Source organism: Pseudomonas sp. NC02 (assembly GCF_002874965.1).
GTDB lineage: Bacteria > Pseudomonadota > Gammaproteobacteria > Pseudomonadales > Pseudomonadaceae > Aquipseudomonas.
Genome location: NZ_CP025624.1, coordinates 4694752 through 4716776 on the forward strand (window position 1 = coordinate 4694752; position 22025 = coordinate 4716776).

A 22025-nucleotide genomic window follows, 5' to 3' on the forward strand; every position below is an offset into this window, starting at 1 on the left:
TTCCTTATGAAAAAGCCACAGACGAAAGAGGAGCCACAAGGGCCCCTCTTTGTATAACGATGGATCGGCCTCAATCCTTAAGCCGCTTGTGCCACGCAATGCTCGATCAGCGCCTCCAGTTCGGCCTGGTACTCTCGCATCAACTGTTCGACGGTTTCGGCACGGTAGCGGCGCGTGCTGAAAATACAGCGCATCGCCAGGCGTCCGTCATACACCTGCCCCACCACTTCCAGCCAATTGCCCAGGGCCGCCTGCGGGCTGTAGCAACTGCCATAGCTCTCCTGAGCCGGCACCAGCATCGCCTTGTCATCGAAGCTCTGGTCGAACTGCCCCAGGTAGTTGAAGGTGACACGCGCCTGGGGTGCCAGGCGCAAGGTATCGGCCATCGACACACCGCTCATGTGACGCAGGATGCCGTAGCCCAGGCCCTTGTTCGGTACGGCCGCCAATTGCCGCTGCACCGCACGCACCGAGCTCCCGATGTCAGCCCCGGCACCGGGTGCCAGGCGCACCGGGAACATGCTGGTGAACCAGCCCAGGCTGCGGCTCAGGTCGATGTCCTTGACCAGGTCTTCGCGGCCATGGCCTTCGAGCTGGATCAATACCGAAGGCTGCCCGCTCCAGCGGCACAACACCCGGCTCAGCGCGGCGAGCAACACATCGTTGATCTGCGTCTGGTAGACCGCAGGCACTTGCTTGAGCAACTGCTGGGTATGTTCCTGCGACAGGCCCATCAGCGCGACCGACTGGTACTGCACCTGGTTCTTGCCACGCGGGTTATCGCACGGCAGCTCACTGCCCGGCTGGTCGATCTGCTCAAGCCACCAGGCTTGCTCCTGCGCCGGATAATTCGCCGCGTACGCTTGCAGACCCTCGGCCCAGGCCCGGTAGCTGCTGGTACGAATCGGCAGGGCCGGCGCCTGGCCATTGCGGTAAGCCTCATAAGCGACCTGCAAATCCTGCAGCAGCAAACGCCAGGAAACGGTGTCGATCACCAAATGATGGATCACCATCAATACCCGCACCTGGCCATCGCCCAACGTCACATGAGCGGTACGCCACACCGGCCCGTCTTGCAGGTCCAGGCTGCGCTGTACCTGTTCGGCGTACAGCTCAAGCTCCGCCTCATCGGCCACGGTGTGTTGCCATAACAAGGGCTCAGTGGCCCATTGCGCCTGCATGTCCTCCAGCGGCTGGTAATGCTGGTAATAGCGTGCGCCCACCTCACGAAAGCGCAGGCGCAGGGCGTCGTGCTGCTTCAACATGCAGCGCAATGCCAACTCCAGCGCCGGCAGATTCAGCGCCTGGCGTGCACGCAGCATCAATGCCTGGTTGTAATGGTGCGGCTCGCTCATACGCTGGTCGAACAGCCACTGCTGGATCGGAATCAGGTTGAACTGGCCCTCGGCGGCCACCTGCGAAACATCCTCGATCAGCGTGGCGACGGTGCTTGAACGCTGCTCGAAAATCGCCTCGATGGTCTGCCCGCGCATCAGGTCCCGCAGCTTGAGGTCCATCTTCAGTTCAGGGTGGTTGCGTACCCGCGAGACGACTTGCAGGCTGAGGATCGAGTCACCGCCCAACTCGAAGAAGTTGTCGGTGATGCCCACGCGTTCCACTTGCAACACATCAGCCCAGACCTGTGCCAGCAGTTGCTCGTCACGAGTACGGCCGGGAACATACTCGCCGCCCTTGAATTCAGGCTCCGGCAAGGCCTGGCGATCCAGCTTGCCGTTGGGCGTGACAGGCAGCGCCGCCATGCAGATGACCTGGGTGGGCACCATGTAATCCGGCAATTGCGCGCGCAAGTCCGCCTTGAGGCGATCACCGATGGCCATGCCATCGGGCGTCACCACATAACCGATCAGTTGCTTGCCCGACGCACTGTCACGGGCGATCACCAACGCGTCACTGACATCGTCCAGTTGCCGCAGGCTCGCCTCGATTTCCCCCAGTTCAATGCGAAAGCCCCGGACCTTGATCTGGTGGTCAATACGCCCGACGTAATCAAGCACACCATCAACACGCTGGCGTACCAGGTCGCCGCTGCGGTAGAGACGATCGCCCGGCGACCCGAACGGGTCCGGCACAAAGCGCTCGGCACTCAGGTCCGGACGACGGTAATAGCCGCGGGCAATGCCCTGGCCGCCGATGTAGAGCTCACCGGCAATCCCCGGCGGCAGCGGGTTGAGGTCTTCGTCCAGCACGTACAGCGCGCGCTCGCCGACAGCACGCCCGATCGGCGCATAGGCGGCCTCGCACCGGGTGTCGACCGGGACCTTCCAGAGCATCGGCGTGACCACGGTTTCGGTGGGGCCATAGCCGTTGGTAAAGAACTGTGGACGCAGTGCCGCTTTCACTTGTTCGAAGGTCTGGTCCGGCACCGCATCGCCACCGAAGCAATACACCCGTACCGCGGGTGGTTCCTGTTGGCTATGGGCCGCGTACTCGGCCAACTGCTTGAGGTAGGCCGGCGGGAAACAGGCAATCGTGATGCCGTGTTGATGCAACGCGTCGAAGGTCTGCTCCGGTGTCCACAGGCTGGCATCGCGGATCACCAGCGTGCCCCCGCTCAATAGCGTACTGAGCCAGCGCTCATGAGCGCCGTCGAAGGCAAATGACATGAAATGCAGCTCGCGGGTGCGCTCATCCATGTCATACAGCCCGGCGATGGCCTGGCAATGCATGCTCATCGGCCCATGCGCCACTGCCACGCCTTTCGGCCGACCGGTGGAGCCCGAGGTATAAATCAAGTAGGCCAGATTGGCGCCCAGCAAACTGCTGGCGGGCGGCGTGTCGCTGTAGCCGGCGCGGTCAAACGTGTCGATGGCCAGCTGCGCCAGGCCTTCCACCGCCGGAAGGCGCGCCTGCACCTGGCTATGGGTCAGCAACAGCGCCATCGCCGAGTCTTGCATCATGAACGCCAGGCGTTCGGGCGGATAGTCGATGTCCAACGGCACATAAGCCGCGCCGCTTTTCATCACCGCCAGTAACGCCACGATCATCTCGACGGAGCGCTCCAGGGCCACCCCGACCACCACTTCCGGCCCAGCCCCCAGCTCGATCAAGCGATGGGCCAGGCCATTGGCTCGACGTTCCAGCTCACCGTAGCTCAGCGAATCGCCCCCACACACCAGTGCCGTCGCCTCGCCACGCGAATCGGCATGGCGTGCGATCAGTTCCGGCAAGAGCTGCGCGTGATAGCTGGCATTCGGCGCCGCACTCCACTGCTCAAAGGCTCGCCACTGCTCGGCCCCAAGGCGCTGAAGGTTGCCCAGGCGCGCCGTCGGCGTAACGATCATGGCCTCGAGGGTGTCTTCCATGCAGCGGCGAATCTGCTCTACCGCCTCGACACTGAAGGCATTGCGCAGGAACAGATATTCGATCGACAACTGTTCGCCGAGATTGACCGCCAGGTCCATCGCAAAGTTGGTCACGTCATGGTTACGCGACTCGCCGAAACTCAGGCCGGTGTCCTGTTGCTCACCCAGGCGCTCATCGATCGGGTAGTTTTCAAACACGATGATGCTGTCGAACAGCCCTTGCCCACCCAGCCCCGACCAGCGCTGGATATCCGCCAGCGGCGCGTGTGCGTACTCACGGATGTCCATGTTGCAGGCCTGCAACGCTTGCAGCCACTGATCCAGCGGCTGCGCGGGTTCCAGGGTCTGGATCACCGGTAGCGTATTGATGAACAGCCCCAGGATGTTGTCGGCATTGGCCAACCCCGCAGGACGGCCAGCCACGGTGGCACCGAACACCACAGTGTTCTGCCCGGTAAAGCGTTGCAGCAACAACAGCCACGCGCCCTGGATCAGCGTGTTGGGTGTGATTTGCAAGGCGCGGCAAGCCTGTTGCAGGCGTGCGGTTTGCACCGCATCCCAACGTGAGTAAAGCGCCTGGTGCCCGGGCAAATCCTCGACATGCCGCGGGAACATCGCCTGGTTCAGCGAGGTGGCCTGCTCCAGCGTCGCAAGACGGCTTCTCCAGAAGCCCTCCAGCGCCCGTTGATCCTGGCGTTGCAGCCATTCGATGAACTCGCGGTAACGACCGTTGCGTGTCGGCACGTGGCCCTGAGCATAAAACTGCATTACCTCGCCAAACAGTCGCGAACTGCTCCAGCCGTCCATCAGGATGTGATGGCAGGTCCAGATCATCTGGTAGCGGTCGTCCTCAAGCCGCAGCAACAGCACACGCTGCAACGGCGCACGGGCCAGATCGAACCCTTGCAGGTAATCAGCCGTTGCGCGCGCGCTGATCGCCTGTTCGCTGATGTCCTGGCCGCGCCAATCTTCGATCAGCAGCGGCAATTCGGCCTGGCGGTGGACAATTTGCACCGGGGCGCTCAAGCCATCCTGCCAGTGAAAGCTGGTCCGCAGAATGTCCTCACGCTCAATCACCGATTGCCAGGCTGCGGCGAAGCGTTCGGTATCCAGCCCGTGTACCGGCAGGCTGATCTGGTTGATGTACAAACCGCTGCTGTCGTCGGCCAGGGTGTGGAACAGCATGCCTTCTTGCATCGGTGACAACGCATAGACGTCTTGCACCTGCGCCACGGGCACCGGCAAGCCGTCAAGGTGCGCCTGGGTCAAACGGGCCAGCGGGAAGTCAGACGGCGTCAGGCCCTGATGCTCTTCGCCGCAGCAATGCTCGATCAGTGCCTGCAACGCGACGCCGTAGGCATCGGCCAATTGCTGGACGGTGGCCTCATCAAAAACGTCGCGGCTGAAGGTCCAGTCCAGGGACAACTGGCCGTTGTACACCCGGCCATCGATGGTCAGCCAGTTGCCCAGCGCCACGTCATCAGCGTGCCCAGCCCCGCTGCCCTCCTCGCTCGGCGCGAATAACGCCTGCTCATCAAAGCTCTGGTCGAACTGGCCGAGGTAGTTGAAGGTAATCCGGGCCTGCGCGAGTTTCGCCAGACGCGAGCGGACATCCTCTGCACCGAGGTAACGCAGCACGCCATAACCCAGGCCCTTGTTCGGCACCGCGCGCAGCTGTTCCTTGATGCCCTTGATGGTGTCTGCCGCGTGCACCGATGGGGTCAATACCACCGGGAACAGGCTGGTGAACCAGCCCAACGTACGGCTCAGGTCGACGTCGCCGAACAGTTCCTCACGGCCATGGCCTTCCAGTTGCACCAGGCACGCAGGTTGCGCAGTCCACTGGCAAATCACCTGCGCCAGGGCACTGAGCAAAAGGTCGTTGACCTGGGTGCGATAGGCCGACGGTGCCTGCTTGAGCAGGCGCCGAGTCTGTTCTGTATCCAGACGCGTGTTGACCGAATGGCCATGCACCGAAGCCTGGCTGCCCTCAGGCCGCGCCCGTGGCAGTTCCGGCAACGCATGGGCCTGTTGCCCGGTCCAGTAACTCAACTCCCGAGCCAGCCCTTCGCTGTGGGCGTAGCCCTGCAACTGCTCGGCCCACGCCTTGAACGCGGTGGACTTGGGTGGCAACACCACAGGCTGGTTTACCGCCAGCTGCCGGTAGGCCGTTTGCAAGTCTTCCAGCAGCACGCGCCACGACACACCGTCCATCACCAGATGGTGAATCGCCAGATGCAGGCGCGAACTGCCGTCCTGCACTGCGATCAGGCTGCAACGCAGCAGCGGGCCGTGTTGCAGGTCGAGGCTGCGTTGCGCCTGGTTGGCAATGGCGATGATCTCATCGGCGTTCTCTGCCTGGCGCTGCCAGAGGCCTACCGGTTGCGCGCCGACGGCCTCATGGCTGGCCTGCCAGGTACCATCGCCCGATTGCACGAAGCGCAAGCGCAAGGCGTCATGATGGGCCACCACGTGCTCAAGGGCCTGCTGCAGACATGCGCCGTCCAATGGCTCGCGCGGGGTCAGCATCAGCGACTGGTTCCAGTGGTCACGGTGCGCCATGTCATTGGCGAAGAACCAGTGCTGCATCGGAACCAGATGGCTGTTACCGCTGACCGGCCCCTGATCGATCGTTGCGGCTTGATCGGCGCTCGCAGCCCGGGCCAGCGCCTGGATGTTCTGGTGCAGGAACAGGTCCTTGGGGGCCAGGCCGATTCCCTGCTGACGTGCACGGCTGACCACTTGAATCGAATTGATCGAGTCACCGCCCAAGGCGAAGAAGTTATCGGCAGTGCCCACCCGGGCCACGCCGAGCACGGCTTGCCAGATCTCGACCAGGGCACTTTCGACTGCATTGGCGGGAGCCACGAAGTCCTGCTGTACCTCAGCCATGTCTGGCACCGGGAGAGCCTTGCGGTCGAGTTTGCCGTTGGGGCTCAGGGGCATTTTTGCCAGCGGCGTCAGGTGCGTCGGCACCATGTGTTCCGGCAGGGTCTGGCGCAGATGCGCAGTCAGCGCCTCGCGCAGTGCCGGCCAGTCGCTGGCGGCGCCAGGCTGGGTAACGACGTAGCCACTCAGGGCTTTGCCGTTGCGGCTGTCCTGCGCCACCACCACGGCTTCGCGCACGGCCCCGTGCTCCAGCAGACGGGCCTCGATTTCACCCAGCTCGATACGAAAGCCGCGGATTTTCACCTGATGGTCGATACGGCCAATGTAATCAATCACCCCGTCAACGCGGTAACGGGCCAAGTCGCCCGTGCGGTACAGCCGTTCACCCGCGACAAACGGGCTTGCCACGAATCGTTCGGCCGTCAGCTCAGGGCGACGGTGGTACCCACGCGCCAGTCCCTGGCCGCTGAGGTACAGTTCGCCGTTGACGCCGCAGGGCACCGGGTTGAGCTCGGCGTCGAGAATGTAGGTCATCAAGTTCGCAATCGGCTCGCCGATGGGCACTGCGTCACGGCCCTCGTCACGACAGGTCCAGTGGGTGACGTCAATTGCGGCTTCGGTAGGGCCGTAGAGATTGAACAGCCCCGCGCCCGGCAGCTTGGCGAAGACCTGCTGCTGCGCATCGATCGGCAACGCTTCGCCACTGCAAACGATACGGGTGAGGCTGGTGCAGCGGCTGACATTGGCATCCAGCACGAACGCTTGCAGCATCGACGGGACGAAATGCAGGGTAGTAATGCCTTCGCGCTCGATCAATTGGACCAGCTTCTGTGGATCGCGATGATCCCCAGGCGACGCCACGACCAAGCGGACGCCGGTCATAAGCGGCCAGAAAAACTCCCAGACGGACACATCGAAGCTGAACGGCGTTTTTTGCAGCACGCGGTCGTCGGCGTGCAACCCGTAGGCCTGTTGCATCCAGCACAACCGGTTGGTCAGGGCACCGTGGCTGTTGCCAGCCCCTTTGGGTTTGCCGGTGGATCCGGAGGTGTAAATCACATAGGCGAGGTTTTGCGCGACGGCCCGCGACTCGGGGTTGCCTTGCGCCTCACCGGCCAGCCAGGCATCGTCACCATCGAGTATCAGCGTGCGCACCCGTTCCGGCAGCGGCAAGGTTGCGACCAGTGCTTGCTGGGTCAGCAACCATTCGATGCCGCTGTCGTCGATCATGTAGGACAGGCGTTCCGGCGGGTATTCCGGGTCCAGCGGTACATAGGCGCCGCCGGCCTTCAGGATCGCCAACAGGCCCACCACCATTTCCAGGCTGCGGTGCAGTGCAATGCCCACCAGCACATCGGGGCCTACGCCACGCGCGATCAAGGCATGAGCCAATCGGTTGGCCCGCGCGTTGAGCTGGGCATAGGTCAGCGACTGCCCCTCGAACACCAACGCCACGGCATGCGGGGCCCGCTCCACCTGGGCTTCGATCAAGTGGTGCACCGGCTGGTTGTTCGGGTAATGCGCGAACGTGCGGTTCCAGTCCTCAACCATCATCCGGCGCTGCACCGCATCGAGCATCGGTAATTCGGCGATGCGCTGGGTGGGGTTGGCCACAATCGCGCGCAGCAGGTTCAGCCAGTGTTCGCCCAGGCGTGCGACGGTGGCTGGCTCAAACAAGTCAGAGGCATAGGACAGTGCGGCACTGATGCCTTCGCTGTACTCGAACGTATCCAGGGAGAGGTCGAACTGCACGCTGCCCGAATCCCAGGTCAATTGCTCCAGGCTCAACCCCGGCAGTTCAATCGCCTCGCGACGAGCATCACTGGCATGGTTGAACATGGCCTGGAACAATGGCGTATGGCTCAGGTTGCGTGCAGGTGCAAGCAGCTCCACCAGTTGCTCGAACGGCAGGTCCTGATGGGCCTGTGCTCCCAGTACCCGCTGCTTGACCTGATGAAGCAATTGGTCAAAGCGCAGGGGCCCCTCAATGTCGGCCCGGAGTACCTGGGTGTTGACGAAGAAACCCAGCATCCCTTCGGTTTCCAGGCGATTGCGGTTGGCAATCGGTACCCCGACACGAATATCCTGCTGCCCGCTGTAGCGGTGCAACAAGGTCTGGAAGCCGGCCAGCAGCAGCATGAACAGTGTGGTGTTTTGCTGCTGCGCCAGGCGCTTGAGACTCTCGGCCAGGGACGGCTCGAGGGTGATCGGCAGCCGGGCCCCACGATAGCTTTGCTGAACCGGACGTGGATGGTCGGTTGGCAGTTCAAGGACCGGTTGCTCGCCGCCCAACTGTTCTGTCCAGTAGCTGAGCTGCCGTTGCTGCTCACCCGCCGCCAGCCACTGACGCTGCCACTGTGCGTAATCGGCATACTGGATCGGCAGTGCCGCCAACGCCGCCGGTTGGCCTTGACTGAAGCCGCGGTATAACTGCATCAGCTCATCGATCATGACCCGCATCGACCAGGCATCCGACACGATGTGGTGCTGGGTCAGGATCAGCACGTGATCTTCAGCGCCCAGTTGCAACAGCTTGACCCGCAGCAACGGCCCACGCTGCAGATCAAAGAGTTGGCGGGTTTCAGTTTCAATCAAGCCGCGCAGGCCAGGGTCATCCAGCCCGGCAGCCGCCGACTCAAGCGCAATCGCCACCGGTGCCGGCGCGTCGACCCGTTGTACGGGACGCTCGTTCTCCAGCACAAACCGGGTACGCAAGCTCTCATGACGCGCCACCAGAGCGTCAAAACACTGTTGCAAGGCCGCCAGGTCAAGGTGTCCGCGCAAACGCAGGGCCGCGGGAATATGGTAGGCGCTGCTGGTGGGCTCCAATTGCCACAAAAACCATTGCCGTTGCTGGGCATATGACAGGGCAAGCGGCTGGTCGCGTGCAACGCGCGGGATGGCCTGTTCAGGAGTCAACGATGCCGGGGCCATCGCCTCGACAAATGCTTGCAAGGTGTTATGGGCGAACAGCAGGCGCAAAGGCACCTGGACTTGCAGTTGCTGGCGAATCCGCGAAACCATTTGGGTCGCCAGCAGCGAATGGCCGCCCAGCTCGAAAAAGTTGTCACTCAGGCCAACCCGCGGCACGTTGAGCACCTCGGCCCAGATCGCCGCCACCGCTTGCTGCACCGGTGTCTGCGCAGCCACGTAGGTTTTCTGCCATTGGCTGGCATCGGGCTTGGGCAGTTGCCTGCGGTCCAGCTTGCCATTGGGGGTCAGCGGGAACCTTGGCAACAGCACCATATGCGCCGGCACCATGTAGTCGGGCAAGTTGGCCTTGAGCCGGGCGTTCAGGCTGTCGCGCAGGCGACCCTGGCCGTCGGCATCCAGGCCCTGCCATTCGGCGGCGGGGACCACATACGCCACCAACGCCTGGCCGCCCGGGGCATCCTGGGCCAGTACCGCGGCTTCACGTACAGCGTCCTGCTCCAGCAGGCGCGCTTCGATTTCCCCGAGCTCGATGCGGAAACCGCGAATTTTCACCTGATGGTCGATCCGCCCCAGGTATTCGAGGATACCGTCCGGGCGCTGACGTGCGAGGTCGCCGGTGCGGTAAAGCCGCTCGCCGGTGCTGGAAAACGGATGGGGAACAAAACGTTCGGCGGTCAATCCCGGGCGCTGGAAGTAACCCCGCGCCAGGCCGTCCCCGCCGATCAGCAATTCGCCGGCAACACCATAGGGCACCGGCATCAGGTCTGCACCGACGATGTACAGCGATGTGTTGTCGATTGGCCCGCCCAGCCAAGGTTGCGCAGCCTGCGGACGCAGCCGGTGCAACGCCGACCAGACCGTGGTTTCCGTCGGGCCATAGAGATTCCAGACTTCACCGCCAAGGCCAAGCATGCGCACCGCCAGTTCCTGGGGCAACGCCTCGCCGCCGCACAGGCACGTGCACCCCTGGAGCACGTGGGCCTGTTCATTGTCGAGCAACATGCGCCAGGTCGAGGGAGTCGCCTGCACCACGTTGACCTGTTCGGCGTCGATCAGGGCCAGCACGGCGTACGGGTCCTGCGCCACCTCCTGGCCGGTCAGCACGATGCACGCGCCGACCATCAGGGGTACGTAGATTTCCAGGCCGAAAATATCAAACGAGAACGTGGTCAGTGACAACGCCCGATCCTGGGCGGTCATGCCCGGCACCCTGGCCATGCTTGCGACAAAGTTGGTCAGGGCGCCATGTCGCACCATCACCCCTTTCGGCTGGCCGGTGGAGCCAGACGTGTAGATGACATAAGCCAGGTGCTCCGGATCCAGCCGGGTAGGCAGATCGTCACCGGCATGGCCGTCAAGCCAATTGCCCGGTTGATCCAGCACCAGCGTAGTGACCGTGTCAGGCACCGGGATCTGGCTGAGCAGTGAATGTTGGGTCAGCAACAGGTCGATGCCACTGTCCTCAATCATGTAGGCGAGGCGATCCTGCGGGAACGCGGGATCGAGAGGCAGATAGGCGCCGCCGGCCTTGAGGATTGCCAACAACCCGATCAGCATGTGCGGGCTGCGTTCGACGGCAATGCCCACCAGCACACCCGCGCCCACCCCGTGACGTTGCAGCTCCACCGCCAACTGATTGGCCCGGGTATTGAGTTGCCCGTAGCTCAAGCGCTGGCCATTGATGACCAGCGCCTGCGCCTCCGGCGAGCGGGCCACCTGTGCCTCGAACAATCGATGAACATAACCCGCCTGCGGGGTGGCTACCGACGTGCGGACGCAATTGTCGAGCTGCGCTTGGCGCTGTTCAGCGTCAAGCAACGGCAGCTCACCGATGCTTTGTGCCGGGTTCGCGATGATTGCCTGCAGCAGGTTTTGCCAGTGCCCGGCCATCCGCGCAACCGTGTCTGCACCGAACAGATCCGTGGCATAGATCAGCGCCGCAGACAGCCCATCGGGGCGCTCCATGGTTTCCAGGGTCAAGTCGAACTGTGCACTATGGGTATCCCAGCGCAGCCCCTCGACCTTCAATTCACCGGCCGGCCCCTCGCCCGCCGGGCCTTGGGTCTGGTGGTTGAACATCACTTGAAACAGCGGGCTGTGGCTCAGGTTGCGTTGCGGCTGCAAGGCTTCCACCAGTTGCTCGAACGGCAGGTCCTGATGCGCCTGGGCATCCAGCGCAGTCTGCTTGACCTGTTGCAGCAAGGCACTGAAGGAGCCCTGGCTGTCGACCTCACTCTTGAGCACTTGGGTGTTGACGAAAAAGCCGATCAACCCCTCGGTCTCCACCCGGTTACGGTTCGCGGTCGGCACGCCAACCCGAATGTCGTTCTGCCCGCTGTAGCGATGCAGCAAGGCCTGGTAGGAGGCCAGCAGGATCATGAACAGACTGACCCCTTCGCGCTGGGCCATCTGCTTGAGGTCGCAGGCCAGCGCGGCGTCGATATCCAACTCCAGCCGGGCACCGCGATAGCTCATCACGGCCGGGCGGGCAACGTCAGTCGGGAGCTCAAGCACCGGCTGCTCGCCGCCCAGTTGCGCGGTCCAGTATTGCAACTGCCGCTCCCGCTCGCCGGCCTCCATCCAGTGCCGCTGCCAGATGGCGTAGTCGCTGTATTGAATCGGCAACGCTGGCAGTTCCAGGCTCAACCCTCGACTGAACGCGGCGTAACCCTTGACCAACTCCTCGACCATTACCCGCATCGACCAGCCATCGGAAACGATGTGGTGCAAGGTGACAATCAGCACATGGTCATCCGCGCCCAGTTGCAACAGGCACGTACGCAACAAGGGCCCCTGCTGCAAGTCGAACAGCCGGCGCGTCTCGTCTTCGATCAAATGCCGCAGTTGCGCCGCATCCGGCACCTGGGCCAGAGGCTGCACCTGCAGACTTACCGGTGCAGCCTCCTGCACTTGCTGCACCACTTGCTCGCCGTGCACCACGAAGGTGGTACGCAGGCTCTCATGGCGCGCGACCAGCGCACTGAAACTCTGTTGCAGCGCCGCAATGTCCAATGGACCGCGCAAGCGCAGGGCCGTAGGCATGTGATAAGCCGCGCTTTCCGGGTCCAGCTGCCACAAGAACCATTGACGCTCCTGGGCAAAGGACAATGACAACGTGTCGAACTCGGCACTGACAGGCGGAATCGGCAGGTTCGCCGGGGAAACGTCCTCTTCGAGCATTTTCTGCAGGTAAAGACGGCGTTTTTCCAGCGGCAGCGTTATGAAGCGCCTGGCAATACGTTGTGCGACAGCGGTGTCCATCAAACCTCCTCGAATTCATCAAGCAGCGCTTCAAGCTTGCTCAATTTTGACGTGCTCATTGACGTGCCGGTCTGCTCCAGTTGCGCGACAAACGCACCGAGGACCGGAAATTGGAATATCAATTGGGGCGTTAACTTCATGCCCAGTTCGAGCTGCAGGCGCGACACCACATTCACCACCAGCAGCGAATGCCCGCCCAGCTCGAAGAAATCATCCGCCAGACCGACCTGCTCAACGTTGAGCACGCCTTGCCAGATGGCCGCGACCTTGCATTCCAGATCGCTTTGCGGCGCCAGGTAAGCCGAATGCAGCGCGCGGGTATCCGGTGCGGGCAGTGCCTTGCGGTCGAGTTTGCCGTTGGGTGTAAGCGGCAGTTGATCGAGGAAGACCAGATGGGTGGGCACCATGAAGTCCGGCATCTGTTGTGCCAGCCGCGCCTTGAGCTGTTCACTCAAGCGCGCCTCGGCCGCCCTATCCAGGCTGCTGTCCTGGCTGACAAGCCAACCCACCAGGCTCGTGCCGGTCGCCGTTTCCCGAGCCAGCACTACCGCGTCTCGTACTTCAGGTTGAGCGTGGAGGCGGGCTTCGATTTCACCCAGCTCAATGCGCAGGCCACGGATTTTCACCTGATGGTCAATCCGGCCGATGTATTCGATTACGCCATTTTCGGCGTGGCGCACCAGGTCGCCGGTGCGATACAGACGTGCGGCGGCCGACTCGCCAAACGGATCGGGAACGAAGCGCTCGGCGGTCAGCCCTGGACGCTGGTGATAACCACGGGCCAGGGATTCACCACCGATGTACAACTCGCCAATCGCCCCCACGGCGCAAGGCTGCAAGGCGCCGTCCAGCACATAGGTGCGTACGTTGTTGATCGGACGACCGATGGCGATGATTCGCCCGTCGTCTTCGACAGTGGCCGCCACGGCATGGCTGCTGGTATCAATCGTGGCCTCCGTGGGGCCATAAAGATTGCGCAACTCGCCATCGAAGAGGCCCAGGACCTGGCGGGAAAGGTGCGCACTCAGCGCTTCACCGCCGCACAGCAGCAGGCGCAAGGAGGCCAGGTGTTCACGGGTCGCCAGCGGCAACAGCGCCTGCAGCAACGATGGCGCCATTTGCAGCACACTGATCCCCCAACGCTCCACCTCGACCCACAAGGTGGTCAAGTCCAGGTTCAATTGCGGCGCGGCCAATACCAGTTGCGCGCCGCTCATCAGTGGCAACCAGAACTCCCACACCGAGGCGTCGAAACTGATGGCGGTCTTCTGCAGGACACGGTCACTGTGATCCAGCTTCAGGCAACCCTGCATCCATTCCATATGGTTGCTCAGGGCGCCATGGCGAATCGTCACGCCTTTGGGTTTCCCGGTGGAACCGGAGGTATAGATCACATAGGCGAGGTTCTGGCTGTCGACGGTTACCGAAGGCTCATGCTCGCCGTAGCCATCGAACCGCTCGGGCAGTGCGTCCAGCAGCAGGCAGTCCACGGCCACGTCGGCGAAGTACGGCTGTATGCTGGTTTCGGTCAACAGCAAGGCAATGCCGCTGTCCTCGACCATGTACATCAAGCGATCCTGTGGATAAGCGGGGTCCAGCGGTACATAGGCACCACCGGCCTTGAGGATCGCCAGTAGCCCGACGACCATCTGCACGCAGCGCGGCATGCACAGTCCCACCAACACGTCCGGGCCTACACCCCGCTCGATCAACGCATGAGCCAGGCGATTGGCGCGCAGGTTGAGCTGGGCATAGGTCAGCGACGCTTGATCGGCCAACAGGGCCGGCGCATCAGGCGTGCGTCGAGCCTGGGACTCGAACCATTGATGAACGTGGCGTGGGTCGGTGGCCGGCACTGCCGTGGCATTCCAGTCGCGCAACAGCACGGCGCGCGTCGCCGCGCCAACCAGGTCGATATCGCCCAGGCTACGGTCGGCGGCCAGGCTCACCATCTGTGCGAGCACGTGCTCCACCTGCTCAGCCAGGCGCTGGATTGTATGTGTATGGAACGCAGCATGGGCATAAGTGAAGTGCAGGCTCAGGGTCTCATTGAGATTAACGGCCAGGGTCAACGGGAAATTAGTCTGTTCCTGATTACCCACCGTGCCGAAGCTCAGGCCTGACGGTGCCTGCGCTTGCAGGGCCTCGGCCAGCGGGTAGTTTTCGAACACCAGCAGCGTGTCGAACAGGCCTTCACCGCCCTGCCCGGCCCAGCGCTGAATCTCGAACAGCGGCGTGTGTTCATGCTCGCGCAACGCAACGTTGCGGGCCTGAAGCTGTTGCAGCAGGCTGGTGACCGATTGTTCCGGCCGGGGGCTGGCAATCACCGGCAAGGTATTGATGAACAGGCCTATCTGCTGTTCGACGCCTTTGAGTTCGCCGGGGCGTCCGGACACCGTGGCGCCGAAGGCCACCGTGTCATGCCCGGTGTAATGTTGCAGGAGCAGCAACCAGGCCGCCTGGACCACGGTATTGAGGGTGACCTTTTGCTGGCGGGCGAATTCGCCCAGGCGTTGGGTCTGCTGTTGGGACAGTGAGTGATACAGGCTGGCATGGCTGGTCTCGACAGCCGGCTGCGGCGCGGCGAAACGGTTTTCGGCGAGGCGCGTCGGCGCGTCGAGCGCGTGCAGTTGCGCACGCCAGAACGTTTCACTGGCCTTGGCATCACGCCCTTGCAGCCAGGCGATGTAGTCACGATAGCGGCCGGCCGGGCGCGGCAGCACCTGGCCATCGTAACGTTGCAACACCTCGCCCAGCAGCTGCGAGTTGCTCCAGCCGTCCATCAGAATGTGGTGATGGGTATAAATCAGGTGATAACGCTGTTCAGCGGTCTTGACCAGCACCAGCCGCAGCAGCGGCGCGAGGGCGAGGTCGAAACCCTGGTCGCGCTCGCTGGACGCCAACTCGACGAGGGCCTGCGGGGCATCCGTGCGTGTGCTCCAATCCAGCGCGGTGAAGGGTACGCGCACCTGTTTATGCACCACCTGCACCGGTTGCTCGCTGCCTTCCCAGATGAAACTGCTGCGCAAAATGTCATGGGCGTCGACCGCCGCCTGCCAGGCAGCCTCGAAACGCTGTGGGTCGAGACCGTCGATGTCCAGGCACATCTGATTGATGTACTGACCGCTGCCGTGTTCGTACAAGCTGTGGAACAGCATGCCCTGCTGCATCGGCGCCAGCGGGTAGATGTCATCCACCGAACGGGCGGCGAGGCCCAGGTTATCGAGCTGCGGTTGGGTAAAGCTGGCCAGCGGGAAGTCGGAAGGCGTCATGCCATGGTTTGCAGGGTCGCAGCAATGACCGATCAACAGAGCCAGTTCCACGGCATAATCGTCGGCCAGTTGCTGGATGGTGGCCTGCTCGAACTGTTGGTGGCTGAACGTCCAGCCCAGGCTCAGTGCGCCATCAAATACCCGCCCGTTGAGGCTCAGCCAATTGCCCAGGGGCGCCATCGCGCATTGCTCTTCACCGGCGCTTTCGCTGGCCGGGCTGAACAACGCGCCCTGTTCCTTATCGAAGCTGGCGTCGAACTGCCCCAGGTAGTTGAAGGTAATGCGCGGCACCGGCAGCGCTTGCAAGGCTGACCGGCTGGCCTCGTCACCGAGGAAGCGCAGCGCGCCGAAACCCACCCCCTTGTCCGGGATCGATCGCAACCCTTGCTTGATCGACTTGATCGAGTCCCCGAGTGCCGCCGCCGGCGACAACTGGACCGGGAACATACTGGTGAACCACCCCACGGTGCGCGTCAGGTCGATGTTGGCAAACAACTCTTCGCGACCATGGCCTTCAAGCTGGATCAAGGTACTTGCATGCCCGGTCCAACGGCAGACCACCCGCGCCAGGGCGGTCAGCAACAGGTCGTTGACCTGAGTGCGATAGGCGGCTGGCGCTTCCTGCAGCAGTTGCCGCGTCAGGTGTTTGTCCAGACGCGTATGAACAGTGATGGCCTGGCCGTTCTGTGGGCTCGCCTCGGGGTTGAGGCACGGCAGGTCAGCCGGCGCACCTTGCAGCTGCGCCTGCCAGTAGGCCAACTGTTGCTGCAATTGCGCGCTGCGTGCATGCGCTTGCAACTGTTCGGCAAACGCCTTGACCGAGCTGGTCTTGGCCGGCAATTGCAAGGCTTGCCCGGCGAGCAATTGGTTGTAGGCCGTTTGCAGGTCGTCGAACAGAATCCGCCACGACACACCGTCCACCGCCAGGTGATGGATCACCAGCAACAGCCGCTGGGTGCCATCGTCCAGGGTCGCCAACACGGCGCGCAGCAAGGGTCCGGTTTGCAGGTTCAGGCTGCGCTGGGCTTGATTGGCCAGCACTTCCAGCGCGCCAGCATCGGCCACCGGGCGCACCCATAACAGATCATTGCGCATCGATGCATCGCGATGGCTGGCACTCCAGCCTTCGGCGCTTTCGTTGAATATCACCCGCAACGCATCGTGATGCAGCACCAGCGCCTGCAATGCTTGCTCCACCAGCGCCGCTTGCAGCGCACGGGCCGGTTGCAGCAGCACCGACTGGTTGTAGTGGTGACGCTGCGGGATGGCGTCGGCAAAGTAAGCCTGTTGAATCGGCAGCAGCAACGCCGGGCCCTGCACCGCAGCTTGATCGATTACCTGCAGCTGGTCACCGGTCTGCGCGACAGTCGCCAATGCCTGCACCGTCTGGTGCTGGAACAGGTCTTTTGGACTAAAGCGGATGCCGGACTGCCGGGCGCGGCTGACCACTTGAATCGAGATAATCGAGTCGCCACCCAGTTCGAAGAAGTTGTCGGTGAGACCAACCCGCTCCAGTTTCAGCACGTCTTGCCACACGGTTGCGATTTGCTGTTCCAGCGCGCTTTGCGGCGCCACGTACTCGTGCTGTACCTGGCTTGCGTCCGGCTGCGGCAGGGCCCTGCGGTCGAGCTTGCCGTTGGCGGTCAGCGGCCATTCATTCAGGAACAGCAGGTGCGTCGGTACCATGTAGTCCGGCAGGTCCGCCTTCAACTGCGCCTTGAGGGCGCCTGCATCCTCGGCACCTTGCGCCGGGATCACGTAAGCCACCAATTGCTGGCCGTTCAGCCCCTCCTGGGCCAAGACCACGGCTTCGCGCACCGCCGCCAGGGCGTTCAGGCGCGCTTCAATTTCACCCAGTTCGATACGGAAGCCACGGATTTTCACCTGATGGTCAATCCGGCCGATGTACTCGATCACCCCGTCGCTGCGGTATTGCGCCAGGTCACCGGTGCGGTACAACCGTGCACCGCTTTCGCCGAACGGGTCGGGAATAAAACGCAGTGCCGTCAGGTCGCCACGCTTCAGGTAGCCCCGGGCCAGGCCGGCGCGGCCAACATACAGCTCACCGATGCAGCCTTTGGCCACCGGGTTCAGTTCACCGTCGAGCAGGTACCACGACAGGTCGGCAATCGGCTCGCCAATCGGACTGCTGGCGTCCAGCTCGAGATCAGCCACCGACAGCGGACGGTAGGTGACGTGCACCGTGGTTTCGGTGATGCCGTACATGTTGATCAGCTGTGGCGCGCTGTCGCCAAACCGTTCGAACCATGGGCGCAGGCTCTTGACGTCCAGCGCCTCGCCGCCGAATACCACGTAGCGCAGGGCATTGGCCCGGGAGTCGGTACAAGCCACGTGCATCAACTGCTTGAACGCCGACGGCGTCTGGTTGAGCACCGTGACGCCCGCGTCGCACAACAGGTCGAGGAATTCCTGGGGCGAGCGGCTGACGTCGTACGGCACGATCAGCAGTTCGCCACCGTGCAGCAGTGCGCCGAAAATTTCCCAGACCGAGAAGTCGAAAGCATAGGAATGAAACAGGCTCCAGACGTCCTGCGGGCCGAAACCGAACCACGGTTCAGTGGCCGCGAACAGACGCAGGATATTGTGGTGCGCAAGCAAGGTGCCTTTGGGGTTGCCGGTGGAACCGGAGGTGTAGATCACGTAGGCGAGGTTCGAAGGATCCACGACGACTTGCGGGTCGCTGTCGGCAAAGGCGCTGACGTCGGTATCCAGCAGCAGGGTTTTCACGCCGTCAGGCACCGGTAATTGACCAGCCAGCGACGCCTGGGCCAGCAGCAGCTGGATGCCGCTGTCTTGCATCATGTAGGCCAGGCGGTCCTGCGGGTAGGTTGGGTCGAGCGGCACATAGGCGCCGCCGGCCTTGAGGATCGCCAGCAGGCCGACGATCATCTCGATACCCCGCTCCGCGGCCAGGCCCACCAGCACGTCCGGCCCCACGCCGTGAGCGATCAACTGATGCGCACGGCGGTTGGCCTGGGCATTCAGTTCGGCGTAGGTCAGGGTCTGGCCGTTGCAACGCAGGGCCACGGCGTCAGGCCGTTGACGGGCCTGCTCGGCGATCAGTTGATGGGCGCAGGTGTCGCTTGGGAAGCTGCGCGGGCCGGGGTTCCACTGGGCGATGTTGTGCTGTTGCTCGGTCGCGTCCAGCAGCGGCAATTCCCCGATGCGCCGTTGCGGATCGGCGACGATACCGTGCAGCAGGTTCAGCCAGTGAGCGGCCATACGCTGTGCAGTGCTTGCGTCGAACAGGTCGGTGGCGTAAGTGAGGGTTGCACTGAGCTCGCCGTCGGCGTCCAGGGTGTCGAGGGTCAAGTCGAACTGGGCGGTACGGCTTTCCCACTCCTGGGCCTTGATCACCAGCCCCGGCAGTTGCGGGATGGCTTGGCGGCCGGCGCTCTGGTGGTTGTACAACACCTGAAACAACGGGCTATGGCTCAGGTTGCGCTCAGGGCGCAAGGCTTCGACCAATTGCTCGAACGGGAGGTCCTGATGCGCCTCGGCGCCCAGTGCCGCCGTCTTGACCTGTTGCAGCAGTTCGCTGAAACGCTGCTGCGGATCGACTTCAGCCTTGAGCACCTGGGTATTGACGAAGAACCCGATCAGGCCTTCGGTCTCGACCCGGTTGCGGTTGGCAATCGGTACGCCCACGCGGATGTCCGACTGGCCGCTGTAACGGTGCAGCAGGCCCTGGAACGAAGCCAGCAACAGCATGAACAGGCTGCAACCTTCACCCAGCGCCAGTTGCCGCAGCTGTTGGCCCAATGCCTTTGGTAACTGGACGGCCAGACGGGCGCCGGCAAAGCTCTGGCGTGCCGGTCGCGGACGGTCCGCAGGCAGCTCCAGCAATGGCTGTTCAGCGCCGAGGACGTTGGTCCAGTAAGCCAGCTGCCGCTCACGCTCACCGGCGTCCATCCATTGGCGTTGCCACACCGCGTAATCGGCATACTGGATCGGTAACTCCACCGGTTCAACCGATCCACCCTGGCTATAGGCGGCATAACGCTCAATCAGTTCCTGCACCAGCACCTGCATCGACCAGCCATCGGAGACGATGTGATGCTGGGTCAGCACCAGCACCTGTTCATCGGCGGCCACCTGCAGCAGCCCGACCCGCAGCAGCGGACCGTTCTGCAGGTCGAACGGCCGGCTGATCTGATCGCGAACAAACGCCTGGATCTGCTCGGCCTGGTTGGCCGAGGTCAGGTCGAGAAACTGCGGCGTCAGCAGCGGACCGGACTCGGCATGGATAACCTGGAACGCACGCTCGTCCTTCTGGACAAAGGTCGTGCGCAAACTCTCGTGACGCTGCACCAGTGCGCTTAAGCTGCGTTGCAACGCCTTCAAATCCAGGTGGCCATGAATCCGTAGCGCCGCAGGGATGTGGTACGCCGCACTGGAGGGTTCCATTTGCCAAAGGAACCACTGGCGTTGCTGGGCGTAGGACAAGGGCAACGGTTGATCACGCGGCACCCTTGGAATGCGCGCAGGCATCGCCGCCTGGATTGGCTCAAGCGCAGCCACGCAAGCCTTGAGGCTGGCGTTTTCGAACAGCTTGCGCAGTTGCAGGTTCATGCCGAGGTGTTGGCGGATGCGCGACACCATCTGTGTAGCCAGCAATGAATGGCCACCCAGTTCGAAGAAGTTGTCGGTGAGGCCAACCCGCTCCAGTTTCAGCACGTCTTGCCAGACGGTTGCGATTTGCTGTTCCAGCGCGCTTTGCGGCGCCACGTATTCGTGCTGTACCTGGCTTGCGTCCGGCTGCGGCAGGGCCTTGCGGTCGAGCTTGCCGTTGGCGGTCAGTGGCCATTCATTCAGGAACAGCAGGTGCGTCGGTACCATGTAGTCCGGCAGGTCCGCTTTCAACTGCGCCTTGAGGGCGCCTGCATCCTCGGCGCCTTGCGCCGGGATCACGTAAGCCACCAATTGCTGGCCGTTCAGCCCTTCCTGGGCCAAGACCACGGCTTCGCGCACCGCCGCCAGGGCGTTCAGGCGCGCTTCAATTTCACCCAGTTCGATACGGAAGCCACGGATTTTCACCTGATGGTCAATCCGGCCGATGTACTCGATCACCCCGTCGCTGCGGTATTGCGCCAGGTCACCGGTGCGGTACAACCGCGCACCGCTTTCGCCGAACGGGTCGGGAATAAAACGCAGTGCCGTCAGGTCGCCACGCTTCAGGTAGCCCCGGGCCAGGCCGGCGCGGCCAACATACAGTTCACCGATGCAGCCTTTGGCCACCGGGTTCAGTTCACCGTCGAGCAGGTAACACGACAGGTCGGCTATCGGTTCGCCAATCGGGCTGCTGGCGTCCAGCTCGAGGTCAGCCACCGACAGCGGACGGTAGGTGACGTGCACCGTGGTTTCGGTGATGCCGTACATGTTGATCAGCTGTGGCGCGCTGTCGCCAAACCGTTCGAACCATGGGCGCAGGCTCTTGACGTCCAGCGCCTCGCCGCCGAATACCACGTAGCGCAGGGCATTGGCCCGGGAGTCGGCACAAGCCACGTGCATCAACTGTTTGAACGCCGACGGCGTCTGGTTGAGCACCGTGACGCCCGCGTCGCACAACAGGTCGAGGAAATCCTGGGGCGAGCGGCTGACGTCGTACGGCACGATCAGCAGCTCGCCACCGTGCAGCAGTGCGCCGAAAATTTCCCAGACCGAGAAGTCGAAAGCATAGGAGTGAAACAGGCTCCAGACGTCCTGCGGGCCGAAACCGAACCACGGTTCAGTGGCCGCGAACAGACGCAGGATGTTGTGGTGCGCAAGCAAGGTGCCTTTGGGGTTGCCGGTGGAACCGGAGGTGTAGATCACGTAGGCGAGGTTCGAAGGATCCATGACGACTTGCGGGTCGTTGTCGGCAAAGGCGCTGACGTCGGTATCCAGCAGCAGGGTTTTCACGCCGTCAGGCACCGGTAATTGACCAGCCAGCGACGCCTGGGCCAGCAGCAGCTGGATGCCGCTGTCTTGCATCATGTAGGCCAGGCGGTCCTGCGGGTAGGTTGGGTCGAGCGGCACATAGGCGCCGCCGGCCTTGAGGATCGCCAGCAGGCCGACGATCATCTCGATACCCCGCTCCGCGGCCAGGCCCACCAGCACGTCCGGCCCCACGCCGTGAGCGATCAACTGATGCGCACGGCGGTTGGCCTGGGCATTCAGTTCGGCGTAGGTCAGGGTCTGGCCGTTGCAACGCAGGGCCACGGCGTCAGGCCGTTGACGGGCCTGCTCGGCGATCAGTTGATGGGCGCAGGTGTCGCTTGGGAAGCTGCGCGGGCCGGGGTTCCACTGGGCGATGTTGTGCTGTTGCTCGGTCGCGTCCAGCAGC

Annotated in this window: 2 protein-coding genes; both read right to left on the minus strand. The window is 63.0% G+C overall.

What is annotated here, in order from left to right:
* Positions 1 to 77: 77 nt before the first annotated feature.
* Positions 78 to 12407 carry a non-ribosomal peptide synthase/polyketide synthase gene (locus C0058_RS21990; RefSeq protein WP_102369568.1) on the minus strand — a complete coding sequence of 4110 codons (12330 nt, stop codon included), beginning with the start codon at positions 12405 to 12407 and terminating at the stop codon, positions 78 to 80.
* On the minus strand, positions 12407 to 21901 hold the full coding sequence (locus C0058_RS21995; RefSeq protein ID WP_371857028.1) for an amino acid adenylation domain-containing protein: 9495 nt from the start codon (positions 21899 to 21901) through the stop codon (positions 12407 to 12409). The genes C0058_RS21990 and C0058_RS21995 overlap by 1 nt, the downstream gene beginning before the upstream one ends.
* Positions 21902 to 22025 lie beyond the last annotated feature (124 nt).